11 protein-coding genes are annotated in these 15,491 nt (G+C 67.1%); 7 read left to right on the top strand and 4 right to left on the bottom strand.

Features of this window, described 5'->3' with window-relative positions; all coding sequences use genetic code 11:
- Positions 1-74 precede the first annotated feature (74 nt).
- The 3 genes from LRK53_RS08645 (at position 75) to LRK53_RS08635 (ending at position 4,307) form a co-directional block, all read left to right on the top strand.
- Positions 75-737 (top strand): DUF3800 domain-containing protein, encoded by a 663-nt coding sequence (locus LRK53_RS08645; RefSeq protein ID WP_027493868.1) that lies wholly within the window; start codon positions 75-77, stop codon positions 735-737.
- A gap of 284 nt (positions 738-1,021) precedes the next feature.
- Positions 1,022-4,018, top strand: a complete 2,997-nt coding sequence (locus LRK53_RS08640) for a type I restriction endonuclease subunit R (protein ID WP_051257649.1) — start codon at positions 1,022-1,024, stop codon at positions 4,016-4,018.
- Between the two features lie 7 nt (positions 4,019-4,025).
- Positions 4,026-4,307, top strand: coding sequence for a M48 metallopeptidase family protein (locus LRK53_RS08635; protein ID WP_235642634.1), 282 nt, complete (start codon positions 4,026-4,028; stop codon positions 4,305-4,307).
- 114 nt (positions 4,308-4,421) lie between these two features.
- On the opposite strand, the gene LRK53_RS08630 is transcribed toward LRK53_RS08635, so the two are convergent.
- Positions 4,422-6,263 (bottom strand): ABC transporter ATP-binding protein, encoded by a 1,842-nt coding sequence (locus tag LRK53_RS08630; RefSeq protein ID WP_027493870.1) that lies wholly within the window; start codon positions 6,261-6,263, stop codon positions 4,422-4,424.
- A gap of 235 nt (positions 6,264-6,498) precedes the next feature.
- On the opposite strand from LRK53_RS08630, the gene LRK53_RS08625 reads away from it, so the two are divergent.
- The gene (locus LRK53_RS08625; protein ID WP_235642633.1) at positions 6,499-8,910 is read left to right on the top strand and encodes a DUF3772 domain-containing protein; all 2,412 of its coding nucleotides are present in this window, start codon (positions 6,499-6,501) and stop codon (positions 8,908-8,910) included.
- 101 nt (positions 8,911-9,011) lie between these two features.
- Positions 9,012-9,407, top strand: coding sequence for a VOC family protein (locus tag LRK53_RS08620; RefSeq protein WP_051257650.1), 396 nt, complete (start codon positions 9,012-9,014; stop codon positions 9,405-9,407).
- Between the two features lie 58 nt (positions 9,408-9,465).
- On the opposite strand, the gene LRK53_RS08615 is transcribed toward LRK53_RS08620, so the two are convergent.
- The 3 genes from LRK53_RS08615 to LRK53_RS08605 all read right to left on the bottom strand — a co-directional run bounded on the left by LRK53_RS08615 (position 9,466) and on the right by LRK53_RS08605 (position 13,577).
- Complete coding sequence (locus LRK53_RS08615) at positions 9,466-9,963, bottom strand: DUF3761 domain-containing protein (protein ID WP_027493872.1); 498 nt, start codon at positions 9,961-9,963, stop codon at positions 9,466-9,468.
- Between the two features lie 238 nt (positions 9,964-10,201).
- Positions 10,202-11,833: an alpha/beta hydrolase-fold protein gene (locus LRK53_RS08610; RefSeq protein WP_027493873.1), complete on the bottom strand. Its 1,632-nt coding sequence runs from the start codon at positions 11,831-11,833 to the stop codon at positions 10,202-10,204.
- A 70-nt stretch (positions 11,834-11,903) separates the two neighbouring features.
- Positions 11,904-13,577 (bottom strand): serine hydrolase, encoded by a 1,674-nt coding sequence (locus LRK53_RS08605; protein WP_027493874.1) that lies wholly within the window; start codon positions 13,575-13,577, stop codon positions 11,904-11,906.
- Positions 13,578-13,718: 141 nt separating this feature from the next.
- Here LRK53_RS08605 and LRK53_RS08600 point away from each other — a divergent pair, with 141 nt between their 5' ends.
- Both LRK53_RS08600 and LRK53_RS08595 read left to right on the top strand, forming a co-directional pair.
- A complete protein-coding gene (locus LRK53_RS08600) occupies positions 13,719-14,513 on the top strand; it encodes a phosphatase PAP2 family protein (protein ID WP_027493875.1) in 795 nt (264 codons plus the stop codon).
- Complete coding sequence (locus tag LRK53_RS08595) at positions 14,510-15,349, top strand: DUF72 domain-containing protein (RefSeq protein WP_027493876.1); 840 nt, start codon at positions 14,510-14,512, stop codon at positions 15,347-15,349. Before LRK53_RS08600 ends, LRK53_RS08595 begins: the two co-directional genes overlap by 4 nt.
- Positions 15,350-15,491 lie beyond the last annotated feature (142 nt).

The following is a 15,491-nucleotide window of genomic DNA, read 5'->3' as shown; positions in this document are numbered from 1 at the left end:
ATCATACGGCTTCAGAACCATTGTGCCGGCGTCGACAAAATGATCCCCCGCATCCCGTCGAGGTATCACTGCTGATGCCTCGCTGCCTCTACATCTTCCTGGACGAAGCGGGCGATTTCGCTTTCTCGCAAAAGGGGACACGCTATTTCATCGTTGGCAGCATCACTGCGGAGCGGCCATTTCCGGTCTACCCGAAACTGACCGAGCTCAAGTACCACTTGGCCGAGCAGGGCACCGATCTCGAGTACTTCCATGCTTCAGAAAACGCCCAAGCCGTTCGCAACCGGGTATTCGGGATCATCCAGGAACACCTCGACGGCATCCGGATCGACACGACCATCGTCGAAAAGCGCAAGACAGGCCCCGCGTTGCAGTCACCGGAAAAATTCTATCCGCGGATGCTTGGGTATCACCTGGAATTCATCCTGCGTCAGTACCGGCTCACGGACTACGCAAGTGTCATCGTCTACACCGACCAGATCCCGATCCAACGCAATCGTGAGGCGGTCAAGAAGGCGATCAAGCAGTCCCTGGCGAAGTTGCTGCCGGACGGGATCGCGTTCCAGATACTGCACCACGACTCAAAGTCGAACTTCCAGCTACAGGTGGCCGACTATTGCACGTGGGCCGTCTACCGGAAATGGGCACGGCATGACGAACGATCCTATCGGCTGATTGCACCGGCAATACGCAGCGAGTTCGATATCTTCCAAACCGGAACGCGGTTGTACTACTGATTGCGCGGGAGACAAAAAAATGACCACCCCGGCTACTCCTTTCGGAGAGAACCCAATGGGTTCTTGTCACCGGGGTGGGACCTTTTTCTTGAATTCTGAAGTCAGGCTGGGCGAGCCATATCGAGCCGCAAGCAGCACCCGACTGAAACGAATGATGACTGCTGGCCATCCGGATTTCAATAGCACTACTAATGAACGGGAGCAGGCATCCATGCCGTCTCATCCACAGTAGGACACTTCAGTAATTCATTGATTCTTAAATATATTTAAGACAAAAACACCCCATGAAGAAGAAACCAGAGCCCTTCAAAGCGACCAAACTGGCGGTCGAAGCCACCACCGTACAGTTCCCGCTGGTCGACCACGCTGCCGCGGCCGGCTGGGCGCGCGTGAACGAGGCGGATGCCCTGCGCAAGCGTCGCGGCGAAGGCGGCCTGTTCTTCTACGACGAGCTGGAAGCGGCGCTGCTGCGCCTGAATCCCGGCGTGGTGACGCCGGCCGACGTGCCCGGCATCGTGCAGCGGCTGGAAAGCCTGCCCAACACCATCGTCGGCAATCGCGAAGTGCTGGACTGGCTGCGCGGCAAGAAGACGATTTACGTGGACAGCGAAAAGCGCCAGCGCAATGTGCGGTTGGTCGATTACGACAACGCGACCGGCAGCAACATCTTCCAGGTCACCTGGGAATGGGCGTACCGCAACGGCACGCGCAAGGGCAATCGCGCCGACGTGGTGTTCGTGATCAACGGCATGCCAGTGGCGATCGTCGAGAACAAGAATCCCAAATCGAAGGACGCGATGAGCAAGGCACTGGTGCAGTTGCGCCGCTACGAGCTGGAAACGCCGGAAATGCTCACGTCGCCGCAGGTGTTCAACATCACCCACCTGATCGAATATTTCTACGGCGTCACCTGGAATACCCAGCGCAAGTTCGTCTTCAACTGGAAGGAAGAGCAACCGATGGGCAGGATGCCCAAGTGCCGCGGGCGCATGGATGCGCAGGAGCGGCCGGGCAACTACGAAGACCGGGTCAAGCATTTCTTCGAACACGCCCGCTTCCTGCGCATGCTGCGCGACTGGATTCTGTTTTTCGAGCAGGACGACGAGCTGCGCAAGACCATCCTGCGCCAGCACCAGACCCGCGCGGCGATCAAGGTGGCCGAGCGCTGCGCCGACCCGGCCAAGCGCAGCGGCCTGGTGTGGCACACGCAAGGCTCGGGCAAGACCTTCACCATGGTGACCGCTGCGCGGCTGATGCTGGAAAACCCGCAGCGGTTCGCCGGCGCCACCGTGCTGCTGGTGGTGGATCGCAACGAGCTGGAAGGCCAGTTGTCCGGCTGGGTGGATGCCCTGCTCGGCGACCTGCAGGGCAGCGGCATTGCGGTGGAGCTGGCCACCAGCAAGAAACGGCTGAAGTCGCTGCTGAAGCAGGAGTTCAGCGGCCTGATCGTCACCATGATCCACAAGTTCGACAAGCTGGACGCCAACTTGTCCACGCGCAGCAACGTGTACGTGCTGATCGACGAGGCGCATCGCTCCACCGGCGGCGACCTGGGCAATTACCTGATGGGCGCCCTGCCCCACGCCACCCTGATCGGCTTTACCGGCACGCCGGTGGACAAGACCGCCTACGGCAAGGGCACGTTCAAGACCTTTGGCCGCGAGGACACGTCGGGCTACCTGGACAAGTATTCGATTGCCGAGTCCGTGGCCGACGGCACCACGGTGCGCCTGCGCCACACGCTGGCGCCGGCGAGGGTGCTGCTGCCGGTGGAGAAGCTGGAGCAGGAGTTCTATGCGCTGGCCGAGAGCGAGGGCATCAGCGACATCAACGACCTGAACCGGATTCTCGATCGGGCGGTGAACCTGCGTGCCTTCCTCAAGTCCGACCAGCGCGTGGACGAGGTGGCGCGCTTCGTGGCTCAGCACTTCCGCGAGAACGTCGAACCACTGGGTTACAAGGCGTTCCTGGTGGGCGTGGATCGTGAAGCGTGCGCGCTGTACAAGCAAGCGCTGGACAAGTACCTGCCAGCCGACTACTCGGTGCCGGTGTACACGTCGAGCGCCGCCGACGCGATCGACTACCCGCTGGTGGCCAGCCACCAGATCGATGCGGCCTGCGAGAAACGCGTGCGCAAGCTGTTCCGCAAGCCGGGACAGCAACCGAAGATCCTGATCGTCACCGACAAGCTGCTGACCGGTTACGACGCGCCGATCCTGTATGCGATGTACCTGGACAAGCCGATGCGCGACCACGTACTGCTGCAGGCCATCTCGCGCGTCAATCGCCCCTACGAAGATGCGGAAGGACGGCAGAAGCCCGGAGGGCTGATCGTCGACTTCATTGGCATGCTGCGCGATCTGAACAAGGCGCTGGCGTTCGATTCGCAGGATGTCTCCGGCGTGATCGAGGATCTGGACCTGTTGCTGGCGGAGTTCCGTCGGCTGCTGGCGGAAGCGAAGGCGCACTACCTGGCACCCCTGGATGGCGGCAAGGACAAGCAGCTCGAAACGATGCTTTACGACGTATTCCTCGCACCGGAGGCACGCCAGGAATTCATCGACAGCTATCGGCAGATCGAAAGCCTGTACGAAATCCTCTCGCCCTCGCCGGAGTTGCGCGAACACGTCGAGGACTTCCGCCAACTGGCCGACCTGTACCTGATGATGCGCAACGCCTACAGCAGCCCGAGCCGCTTCTACGAAGACGTTGCGCACAAGACCGAGCAGATGGTGCGCGAGATGGCCAGCAGCTACGCACCGGTGGCCACCGGCAAAACCGTCGAATTCGACCTCAAGACCCTGCAGGCCCTGCGCTCGGAGGGCGACGACAACGCCACCGTGATCAACCTGGTGCGAGCCATCGAAACCGAGGCCGAGGAACAGACGGAGCAGCAACCCGTGCTGGTCGACATTGCCCAGCGCGCTACCGCCATCCTCGATGCGCTGGAGCAGCGCACGATACACACGCAGCAGGCCATCGAGCAGCTTTCGCAACTGGTCGGCGAACGTGAGCAGGCTGACGTGGAACGGGAGAAACTGGGACTGGATCCATCCACGTTCGCCATTTACTGGTACCTGCACGGCGATGGCATCAAGGACGCGCTGCCCGTGGCGCACGAGATCATGGCGGCGGCCGGCAAATACCCCAACCACCGCGAGAACGACGACGAGCGACGCCAGCTCAAGTCCGAGATTTACCGCAGCCTGGTGACCCGCGGCGTCGATGGCGCGCAAATGGTGCGCCTCGGCGAGGCCGTGCTGCGCATACTGCGTGACTGAGACCGTCATGCCCGTCGATGCCTTGCGCCAGCGCGTCAAACAATGGGCCGTCACGCTCAAGGTGAGACCCATGCAGATCAGGGTTCAGCGCATGACCCGCAAATGGGCTTCGTGCTCACCGGCGGGTCGCGTCACCTTCAGCCGCGACCTGTGCGGCAAGCCGGCGGCGTTTCAGGATTGCGTGATCGTCCACGAGTTGCTGCACCTGCGCATCCGCAACCACGGCAAGCTGTTTACCGCAACGCTCAGGGCCTACCTGCCCGGCAATCCATGGACCGAACGGATCTAGCCGATGGATTTCAACGCCCAGTGCCGATGGCGGCCGCTTGATGGCCATGCGGGGCGCCTGGAGACTTTGAGTAGACTCTCGGCGGCGAATAAACCCACCTACCGCGCCAACTGACTAAAACGACCCATCCTCCGCGGCCACGAAGCCGCCGGTCTGGCGCTGCCACAGCCGCGCGTACAGGCCACCGTGCGCGATCAGCTCGGCGTGCGTGCCGGTTTCCACGATGCGGCCCTTGTCCAGCACCACCAGGCGATCCATCCGCGCGATGGTGGACAGGCGATGCGCGATGGCGATCACCGTCTTGCCCTGCATTAGCAGGTCGAGGCTTTCCTGGATCGCCGCCTCGGCTTCGGAATCGAGCGCGCTGGTGGCTTCGTCCAGCACCAGGATCGGCGCGTCCTTGAGCAGCACACGGGCGATCGCGATGCGCTGGCGCTGGCCGCCGCTGAGTTTTACACCGCGTTCGCCGACCAGCGCGTCGTAGCCACGACGGCCCTCGCCGTCGCTGAGGTTCGGGATGAATTCGTCGGCGCGCGCCTTGCGCACGGCCTCGATCACCTGCGCCCCGTTGGCATCCGGACGTCCATACAGAATGTTGTCGCGGATCGAACGGTGCAGCAGCGAGGTGTCCTGGGTGACCACGCCGATCTGCGAGCGCAGGCTTTCCTGGGTGACGCCGGCGATGTCCTGGCCGTCGATGGTGATGCGTCCGCCCTCGAGGTCGTACAGCCGCAGCAGCACGTTGACCAGGGTGGACTTGCCCGCACCGGACGGGCCGACCAGGCCGATCTTCTCCCCCGCGCGCACCGCCAGTTCCAGACCCGCGATCACCCCACCCTGCTTGCCGTAGTGGAAGTGGATGTCGTGGAAGTGCACCACGCCGTTGGTGACCTCCAGCGGCATCGCGCCCTTGCGGTCCTGCACCGCACGCGGCCGCGAGATGGTGGTGATGCCGTCCTGCACCGTGCCCACGTTCTCGAAGATGCCGTTGACCACCCACATGATCCAGCCGGACATGTTGTTGATGCGGATCACCAGCCCAGTCGACAGCGCAATCGCGCCCACCGTCACCCGGCCCTCGCTCCACAGCCACAGCGCCAGCGCCGAGGTGCCGACGATCAGGAAGCCGTTGAGCGTGGTGATGCTGGCGTCCAGTGCGGTGGTGACGCGGGTCATGCGGCGCAGCTTGTCGGTCTGCTCGGCCATCGCGTCGGCCACATACGCTTCCTCGCGCCGGGTGTGCGCGAACAGCTTCAGCGTGAGCACGTTGCTGTAGCCGTCGACGATGCGCCCCATCAATTTCGAGCGCGCCTCCGAGGCCAGCCACGAGCGCTGGTTGATGCGCGGAATGAAGAACGCCAGCAGGCCGACATAGGCGAACACCCAGGCGAACAGCGGCGCGGCCAGCCACAGGTCCGCCTGCGCGAACAGCACGATCGCGCTGCCGGTGTAGATGGTGACATACCAGATCGCGTCGACGATCTGCACCGCCGACTCGCGCAGCGCGCCGCCGGTCTGCATGATGCGGTTGGCGATGCGCCCGGCGTAGTCGTTCTGGAAGAAACCCAGGCTCTGGCGGACCACGTAGCGGTGGTTCTGCCAGCGGATGCGGTTGGTCAGGCTGGGCACGATCGCCTGGTTCACCAGCAGGTCGTGCGCGCCGATCGCCAGCGGCCGCACGATCAGCGCCACGAAACCCATCCACAACAGCTCATTGCCGTGCTGCCGGAAGAAATCCGCCGCCGGCGCGCCCTTGGCCATGTCCACGATGCGACCGATGAAGCCGAACAGCGAGACCTCGACGATCGCCACCACGAAGCCCACCGCGATCGCCACCGCGAACACCGGCCACACCTGGCGCAGGTAGAACGCGTAGAAGCGCCACACCGATGTCGGCGGCATGCCGTCGGCCGGTTCCTTGAACGCGTCGATCAGGGCTTCGAACCAGCGGAAGATCATGGGCATTCCGGGCCTGCGGGCTCTCCATTGTGCGTAAAGCCCGCACGATACGTGTGACGATGCGGCGCTTTCGTGATCGGCGCGAGACCTGCCACCGCCGAGGGCGGAGCCGCCGCTCCGGGCAGCCCGCCGCGAAGGGCACGACACCGAGCCTGAACGCCAGCCGCAGGTTCCGCTGTTCCTCCGTCCCGGCACGATTGACCGCCTGCGGTGGCGCTCCGATCATGGACGGATGCCCAACCTGCTCCGTTTCCTCCTGCTCCTGTTGTTGACGCTTGGCAGTGCCGCGTCGCCTGCCCAGGACAACGACCAGTCGCCGCCGACCACCGCGCCGGCAGCGACCCCTGCGCCGACACTGGACCAGCTTGGCAGCCAGCTCGACACGGTCAAAGCCGCGCTGAAGGACAACAAGTCCGACACGCCGCTGGCCGACCTGCGCAACATCGCACTCGGCGTGCAGGACCAGGCGCGCCAGCTGGCCACCAACCTGGCGCCGCAGATGACCGCGCTGCAGGCGCAGCTGGCCGTGCTGGGGCCCGTGCCGGCGAAGGGTGCGCCGGCCGAGGCGCCGGAAGTCGCCACGCAGCGCCGCAAGCTGGACAAGGCGCAGGCCGACCTGGACGCACAGATCAAGCAAGCGCAGTTGCTCGGCCAGAACGCGACGCAACTGGCGGCGCAGATCAACGGCCTGCGCAACGACGAGTTCCAGGCGCGGCTGGCCTCGCGCACGGCCACCCCGTTCAGCCGCACGTTCTGGGCCGATCCGGTGCGGGCGTTTCCGGACGATATGGTGCGGTTCAAACGCCTCGGCGCACGCTTCGCCGGCGCCATGGCGCAGGCATGGCAGCCGCCAAACCGGCAGCCGTTGATGTGGTGCCTGGTCACCGCCGCGCTACTGCTGGTCGGCGGCCGCCGACTGCTGGAATGGCTGTTGCTGCTGCTGGCCGCGCGCCACGTGCCGGACGGCCACCTGCGACGCAGCGCGATGGCCACCGCCGTGGCGCTGAGCGCCGTCCTGACCACCGGGCTGGCCGCGCAACTGGCCTACCAGGGGCTGAACTGGAACGGCATTCTCGACAACGACCTCGCCGCGCTGGCCACCAGTGTGGTCGGGCTGGTGTACTTCGCCGCCTACGTCACCGGGCTGGGCCGGGCGCTGTTGTCGGTGCGGCGGCCGTCGTGGCGTCTGCCGGCGTTGTCGGACCTGGCGGCGCAGCGGCTGCACCTGTTCCCCTGGCTGCTGGCCGCGGCGGCGCTGCTGTTCGGCCTGCTCGACCGCACCAGCCGCGCGATCGGCACCAGCCTGCCGGCCTCGGTGGCTACGCGCGGCCTGTTCGCGCTGGTCATCAGCGGCCTGATCGGCCTGGCCCTGCTGCGCCTGCGCCGCGCCCGCCGGGCAGCCGCCGCTGAAGGCGCCGAGCCGGAACACCGACCGCTATGGATCGGCCTGCTCGGCGCCGCCGCCGCGCTCGGTGTGGCCGTCAGCTGGCTGGGCGTGGCCACCGGTTTCATCGCGCTGGCGTTCTTCGTCGCCGTGCAGATGCTGTGGGTCGGCGTGATCGTGGCCACGGTCTACCTGCTGATCCAGCTGCTCACCGACCTGATCGACACCTTGCTGTTGCCGCACGGGCGCAGCGGCCGGCGGCTGCAGGCCACATTCGAACTGGCGCCGCACACGCTGGAGCAGACCGCCGTTCTGCTCACCGGCATCGGCCGCGTGGGGCTGGTGCTGCTGGCGCTGGCCACCGTGCTGACCCCGTTCGGCGCTGGCCCGAAAGACCTGCTGGCCAGCGCCGAGCAGACCCTGGGCAGCGTCAAGCTCGGCGAACTGGCGATCAACCCGGGCACCATCTTCGGCGGCGTGCTGGTGCTGGTCGTCGGGATGTTCGTGCTGCGCATGCTCAAGCGCTGGCTGGCCGAGCAGCTGCTGCCGAAGTCCACGATGGAAAAGGGCATGCAGGACTCCATCGTCACCCTGCTCGGCTACGTCGGCGGGCTGCTGGTGGCGGTGCTGACGCTGGCGGCGCTGCACGTGGACCTGAAGAGCATCACCTGGATCGTCAGCGCACTGTCGGTGGGTATCGGCTTCGGCCTGCAGGCGATCGTGCAGAACTTCATCTCCGGCCTGATCCTGCTGGTCGAACGGCCAGTGAAGGTGGGCGACTGGGTCAGCCTGTCGAGCGACGTCGAGGGCGACATCCGGCGCATCAACGTGCGCGCCACCGAGATCCAGATGGGTGACCGCTCCACTGTGATCGTACCGAACTCGCAGCTGATCACGCAGAACGTGCGCAACGTGACCCTGGCCAACGCGCAGGGCCGCGTGCAGATCAAGCTGCCGATGCCGCTGGACACCGACGCCGGCAAGGTGCGCGAGCTGGTGCTGGGCATCCTGCGTGCGCACCACGGCACGCTGGCTGCGCCGGCGCCGTACGTGCAGCTGGAAAGTGTCGCCACTGGCGTGATGACGTTCAACTGCGTCGCCTACGTCAGCGGTCCGCGCGAGGCCGGCAGCGTGAAGAGCGAGCTGCTGTTCGAAATCCTCGAACGCCTGCGTCGCGAGCGGCTGCCGATGACCAGCCCGCAGAGCATGCTGGTGCGCACGCTGCCGCCGCTGCCCGAGGACGACGAGCACACCGGCTGAGCCGCTGCACGGAACGGCGACAACCGGCACGCTAGCCTGCGCGAAATTTCCGCCCACGGAGTCCCGCCTTGCCGGCGTCCCATTCCCACGGCAGCACCATCATGCCCTGCCTGCGCTATCGCGACGCGCATGCCGCCATCGAGTGGCTGTGCAAGGCGTTCGGTTTCGAAAAACAGGCGGTTTACGAGAGCGAGGACGGCAGCGTGGCACACGCCCAGCTCACCTTCGGCAGCGGCATGGTCATGCTCGGCGAAGTGCGCGACAACGCGTTCGGCCGGCACATCGCACAGCCCGACGAGATCGGCGGCCGCGAGACGCAGTGCGCCCGCGTGACCGTGGCCGACTGCAAGGCGCATTACCAGCGGGCGAAGGCGGCCGGCGCGGTGATCGTCGATGACTACGCCGAGAAGGACTACGGCGGCGCCGGCTACAGCTGCCACGACCCGGAAGGCCACCTGTGGTACTTCGGCAGCTACGACCCGTGGCAGCCCGGGTAACCCGTAAAACAAGAGGCCGGCTTGCGCCGGCCCCTCGTCAAGCGTGCAGCTGGAAGCTTTACGGTGTACAGGCCTTGCCATGCTCGGCGTGGTTGCCCTTGGCCTTGGCGTCGGCTTCGCTCATGTACTGGCCATGCTTGGTCTTGCCGTACCACTTGTCACCGGAGCAGTGGTAGACCTTGCTGCTGTCGTTGACCCAGACCATGCCCGGGCCGCCGCCCGGCGCGGCGTTGGCTGCCGGGGCCGGCATCGCGTGGGGCTTCATGGCGGCATTCGCCGCCGGCGCCGCCGGAGCAGCGGCTGTTGGGGTTGGGGCCGGAGCCGGAGCCGGCGCAGCCGCCGGCGCGGGCTTGGCCGCCGGTGCGCTGGCCGCCGCATACCACTCCTTCACGCCCTTGTGCCCCTTGCAGGCGCCGCGCTTGGTGGCGGTGCTGGTGTAGCTGCCGTCCTTGCATTGACCGGTCGAACCGGACGGGGCGGATGCCTGTTGTGCATAGACAGCCGGCATCGCCAGCAGACAGGCCAGGGCGATGGCGGCAAGACTCGAAGATTTCATGCAGATTCCCTCCAGGGTGGGTACGCGACGACGCTCCCAAGCACCCGCTACCGCGGCACTTGCGGCATGACTATGCAGCGGAATCATGACGACGCAAACGTGATGGCGGCGTGGCATTCATCCGGCAGTCGGCTGCCTCGAACGAACTTGCGAAAACGCGCCATGCGCCCGGGAAAGGGAATGGCTGTGCGGTGGGGCCGGTCGGCAGGACCGCGCAGCGGCGCCGTGGCTAAAACCGCTAGGGTGCGGCCGCGGCGAGCTTCAGTTGCGTGCCCGGCCGGGCGACCGCGTACATCTCCCACGCCATCTGCTTGAGCAGCCCCTGACGATCCTTGCCCTGCACGTACAGGTCGGAGTGGGTGCGCTCCGGCAGGAAGCGGAAGTCCGACTGCGCACCCAGCGCGTCCAGCACCGCCTTGAGCCGGTGCGCGGCGCCGTCGAGGTAGAACGTGTCGGCGGTGCCCACCACCACGTGGATCTTGCCGTCCAGGTCCGCCTTCAGCCGCGGCCAGTTGGCCTGCACGAGATGGGCGATGTCGTAGTGCTCGCGCCAGTACGCCACCACCGCGGGATCGACCGCGCCGGTGTCGCGGTCGAACATCGGCAGCGGGCGGCCGTCCGCGCCGCGCGGCGAGAACACCCACTCGAACGAGGCCATCTGGCCGCCGTACGCACCCAGCACGCGCTCGAGCTTGGCGAATGCCTCGTAGTTGGCGATTACCTTGCCCTTGTCGCGTACCAGCGGGTAGGCCGAACCGTCCGGCTTGCGGTACACGTTCGCGTGCGGTGCGTACAGGTCGACGCCGGTGAAGTCGTGGAAGTCGCTGGGGTCGGGCGAGGTGGACCAGGTGCCGCCGAACACCGTCGGGTAGCGCGTCTGCAGCCACAGTGTGGCCCAGCCACCGGAGGAGTGGCCCTGCAGGAAGCGGCCGCTCGGCTTCGCGTCCATGCGCCAGGTTTTTTCCAGCTGCGGGATCAGCTCGGTGGTGAGCGCCGTGCCCCACGGGCCGTTGTTCACCGAGTCGGCGAACTCGTGCGTGCCGGTGGGGCTGGATTCGTCCAGGAACACCCAGATCATCGGCGGCATCTGCCGCTCGGCCATCGCGCCGTAGACCATGGCGGCGCTGCCGGCGAGCGATGCCGTGCTGCCGCCGTAGCCGTGGGTGGAATACACCACCGGCCAAGTCTGCTTCGCGTGCGGGTCGTAGCCCGGTGGCAGTACCACCCAGCCGCGCATGTGGATCGGGCGGCCCCAGAACGCGCTCAGCGCGGGGCTGACGAAGTCCAGCGGCTGCACGGCGCGGCGCGCCTCGTCGAGGTGCTTGCGGGTGGTCTCGCTGAAGTAGCGCACCGGCAGGTCCCACGGCTCGCGCGCAGGCAGCACGCGGTCCAGGCTCAGGGCGGGAACCGCCGCGGCCGGCAGGTGCACCTTCAGCACCGGGCTGACCAGGTCGCCGGCGCCGCGACCGCCGTAGTTGTAGTCGTGGTTGACGTCGAGCACCGCCTGCACGAAGTAGTCGCCGGGCGGCAGTTGCGACCAGCCGGCGGGAAACGCCTCCGCGTCCGCGTCGACCTCCACGCCTTGCCCAGGCGCCAGCCGGCGCACTTCACGCGCGGCCACCGACGCCTGCACGGCGCCGAACGGGTTGGCGTCCACTTCGTCAACCTTGCCGTCCTTCGCCGCGGCGCTGGCCGCCCTGGCGTCAACGGCGAACAGCAGCAGGCGACCGGAGACCGGCGCGTGCTGCGCGCCGCCCAGCCCGATCCGGAACGGGCTGTGCGCCAGCGGCGCGGCATCGCGCGCCAGCGCCGCGCCGGCGCACAGGCCGCACGCCAGCAGTACGACGACCATCCGATGCATTCCACGCATGATCCTTCCCCTTGACTGATGGCGGTAATGACCCGCCGCAGCCGCCAGCGGCCGCGGCGCGTGGACGATCTCAGTCGGCTTCCGATGGCAGCGCGACCGGCGCCAGGCGCAGGTCCTGGAAGTCGAAGCTGAAGTCGGCCAACGGCGAGATCGGCTGCATGCGCACCTCGGTGATGCGGCCGTCCATGTCGAGGCTGAAGCTGACGAAGGCATCGGCGTTGAGCGAGCGGTCGTCCCAGCGCACCACGAAGGTGTCGTGCTGCCACGGCGTCATCGTACCGACCAGTTGCGCGGTCTTCGAGAAGCGCAGGCGCAGCTTGCCGTTCTCCTGGCTGACGATGATGTCGCCGTACCACGGGTCGCGGTAGCTGCCGACGTACTTCGCCAGCGGCAGCGACGGCTTGCTGTGCTTGTCGCGCGCCGCCTCGTGCTTGGCGAAGCTGTCGTCGGCCTTCGCCTCGGCCTGCTTCACCGCCTTGGCGTAGGCGGCCACCCAGTCGGTCTTGTGCTCCGGGTTGAGGTAGGCATCGAGCACGCGGAAGGTGACCGCGTTGAACGCAGCGCCGGATTCGGCATTGGTCAGCACCACCACGCCAAGCTTCAGCTCCGGCACCATGGTCACCCGCGAGACCATGCCCGGCCAGCCGCCGGTGTGCCACACCAGCTTCTTGCCGCGGTAGTCGGTCAGAAACCAGCTTTCGCCGTAGCCGGAGAAGTTCGGCACCAGCGGCGCCAGTTCCGGAACCGGCGGCTTGCCGATGCGGATCGGCGTGAGCATGCTCCACATCTCGCGATGGCTGGCCTCGGAGAACAGCCGCGCCGGCTTGCCGTCGGCGCCCTTCGCCGGCAGCTCGCCGCCGGCCAGCTGCACGTTCATCCACTTCGCCAGATCATGCACGCTGGAGTAGATGCCGCCCGCGCCGGGGTCGTTGAGCCAGGCCATCGGCGGCACCGGCTTCAGGTCCTTGAAGTCGAACTTGGCGTGGCCGGTGGCCACGTCCATGCCGGGCTTCAGGCCCGTCATGTCGACCAGCGACTCGTCCATGCCGACCGGCTTGAACAGGTGCTCGCGCAGGTAGTCGGCGTAGCTCTGGCCGGAAGCCTGCTCGATCACCAGCGTGGCCACCGCGAACAGGATGTTGTCGTAGGCATAGCCGGCACGGAAGCCGTTCCTGATCGGCACGTTGGCGAGGCGCTCGACCACCTCCTTCGTGCTGTACGAGGTCGGCGGCCAGTACAACAGGTCGCCCGCGCCGAGGCTGAGGCCGCTGCGGTGCGCCAGCAGGTCGCGGATGCGCATCTCGTGGGTGACGTACGGGTCGGACATGCGGAACCACGACAGGTGGTCGACCACCCGGTCGTCCATCTTCAGCTTGCCCGCGCCCGCCAGCTGCTGCAGCGCGGCGGCGGTGAACGCCTTGGTGTTGGAGGCGATCGCGAACAGCGTGTTCGCGTCCACCGGCGCCGGCTTGCCGAGCTCGCGCAGGCCGAAGCCCTGTTCCATGACGACGTGGCCGTCCTTGACGATCGCCACCGCGATGCCCGGCACGTCGAACGCCTTGCGCGCGCCGTCCACGTAGGCGCCGAAGTCCTGCAGCTGCGCCGGCAGCAGCGGCCGCGCCGTGTCGCCGGTGGAGACCGGCGGCGGCGTGCGCGCGGCCGGGACCTGCGCCACGGCGGCGTTGGCGGACACGAGCAGCGCGCAGCACAACGCCAGGCGCAGGGAGAAGGGTCGCTGGGACATCAGGGGCTCCGCGGGTGACAGTCGCGCCACTATCGCGGCAAACCCCAGGCAAGGCCAGCGCTGGAAGTCACGGCTCGACGCCACGTGCGGCAACGCCGATCATGGCGCCCTCATGCCGGCCACGGCGAACCGAGGAACGCGATGGACCCGATGGTGGAATGGATCGCCGCCCATGCCCTGCGACTGTGGGCACTGCTGCTGTTGCTGGCCCTGCTGACCGGTGACCTCGTCTGGCGGTACAACGCACGCCGGCAGCGCCACGCGCTCGTCCGCGGCGATGAGCCGACCGTACTGCGCTGGCAGGTCGGGCTGGTCCTGCTGCTGGCGCTGACCCTGCTGTTCCTCGCCATCGCCTCCGCGGTCGCCGGACAGCCGGCCGGTGAACTGGTGCGCTTCGACAGCAGCCTGGCCGAGGACCTGCACGCGCAGTTGCCGCTGCCGGTGTTGCGCGGCATCGCCGCGGTCACCCATCTGGGCGACCTGTGGTGGGTGGCATCGGCTGCTGCCGTGGTGGCCCTGTTCCTGCTGCTGCGCCGGCATGGGCGGCTGGCGGGGATCTGGGCGCTGGCCCTGCTCGGCATCCAGCCGATCAACGGCAGCCTCAAGGCGCTGTTCCGAAGGGTGCGGCCGCTGCACGACCACGGCTTCGTGGTCGAACCCGGCTGGAGTTTCCCCAGCGGTCACGCGTTCGGCGCCATCGTGTTCTACGGCATGCTCGCCTATGTGCTGCTGCGCCTGCTGCCGCCGCGCTTCCATCGTGCGGTGGTCGCCGCCGCGGTGCTGCTGGTCGGCGTGGTCGGGATCAGCCGCATCATGCTGCAGGTGCACTACTTCAGCGACGTGATGGGCGGCTATGCGGCGGGCGGGGCGTGGCTGGTGCTGTGCATCGGCGCCGCCGAACAGCTGCGCCGGCCGGCAACGGGAGTACGGCCATGAACGACCTGTTCGCTGCCGCCAGCCACGACGGCCCGCGCATCCGCGTCGGCATCGGCGGCTGGAACTACGCGCCGTGGCGCGACAATTTCTACCCGGCGAAACTGGTGCAGCGGCGCGAGCTGGAATACGCCAGCCGCCAGCTGCGCGCAATCGAGATCAACGGCACGTTCTACGGCGCGCAGAAACCGGCCACCTACGCGAAGTGGGCGGCGGAAACGCCGGCCGGTTTCGTCTTCTCGTTGAAGGCACCGCGCTACATCGCCGAAGGCAAGCGACTGGCCGACACCGGCAAGGGCGTCAGCGGCTTCGTGCACGGCGGGCTGGCCGAAATGGGCGACCGGCTGGGACCGATCCTGTGGCAGCTGCCGCCATCGCGCCCGTTCGACGCCGACGACCTCGCCGCCTTCCTCGCCCTGCTGCCGCGCGAACTGGACGGCCGGGCGCTGCGCCACGTGCTGGAAGTGCGCCACCCCAGCTTCCTCGACCCGCGCTACGTGGAACTGGCGCGCATCCATCGCGTGCCGACCGTGTTCACCGACTCACCCGACTACCCTTCGCTGGCCGACCTCACCGGCGATTTCGCCTATGCGCGGCTGATGCGCAGCGAAGACGCCAACCCCGCCGGCTACGTGCCCGCCGAGCTGGACCGCTGGGCCGGCCATGCACGCGACTGGGCAGCGGGAAACGACATTGCCGCCCTGCCGCACGTGTCCGCGCTGCAGCCGCCGGCAGCGCCGCGCGACGTGTTCGTGTTCTTCATCAGCGCCGCCAAGCACCGCAACCCGGCCGCGGCGATGGCGCTGCAGTCACGCATCGACGCCCCGCTCTCACCGTAGGAGCCCGCTGGCGGGCGATGCTCTTGGGGCCGGGATTCAGGATTCAGGATTCAGGATTCAGGATTCAGGATTCAGGATTCGGGATTCGGGATTGGTGATTCGGGATTCGCGAAAGCAGAGCATCGCCCGCCAGCGGGCTCCT

This window comes from Rhodanobacter thiooxydans, assembly GCF_021545845.1.
Lineage (GTDB): Bacteria > Pseudomonadota > Gammaproteobacteria > Xanthomonadales > Rhodanobacteraceae > Rhodanobacter.
This window is presented reverse-complemented; position numbering and strand designations above follow the sequence as displayed.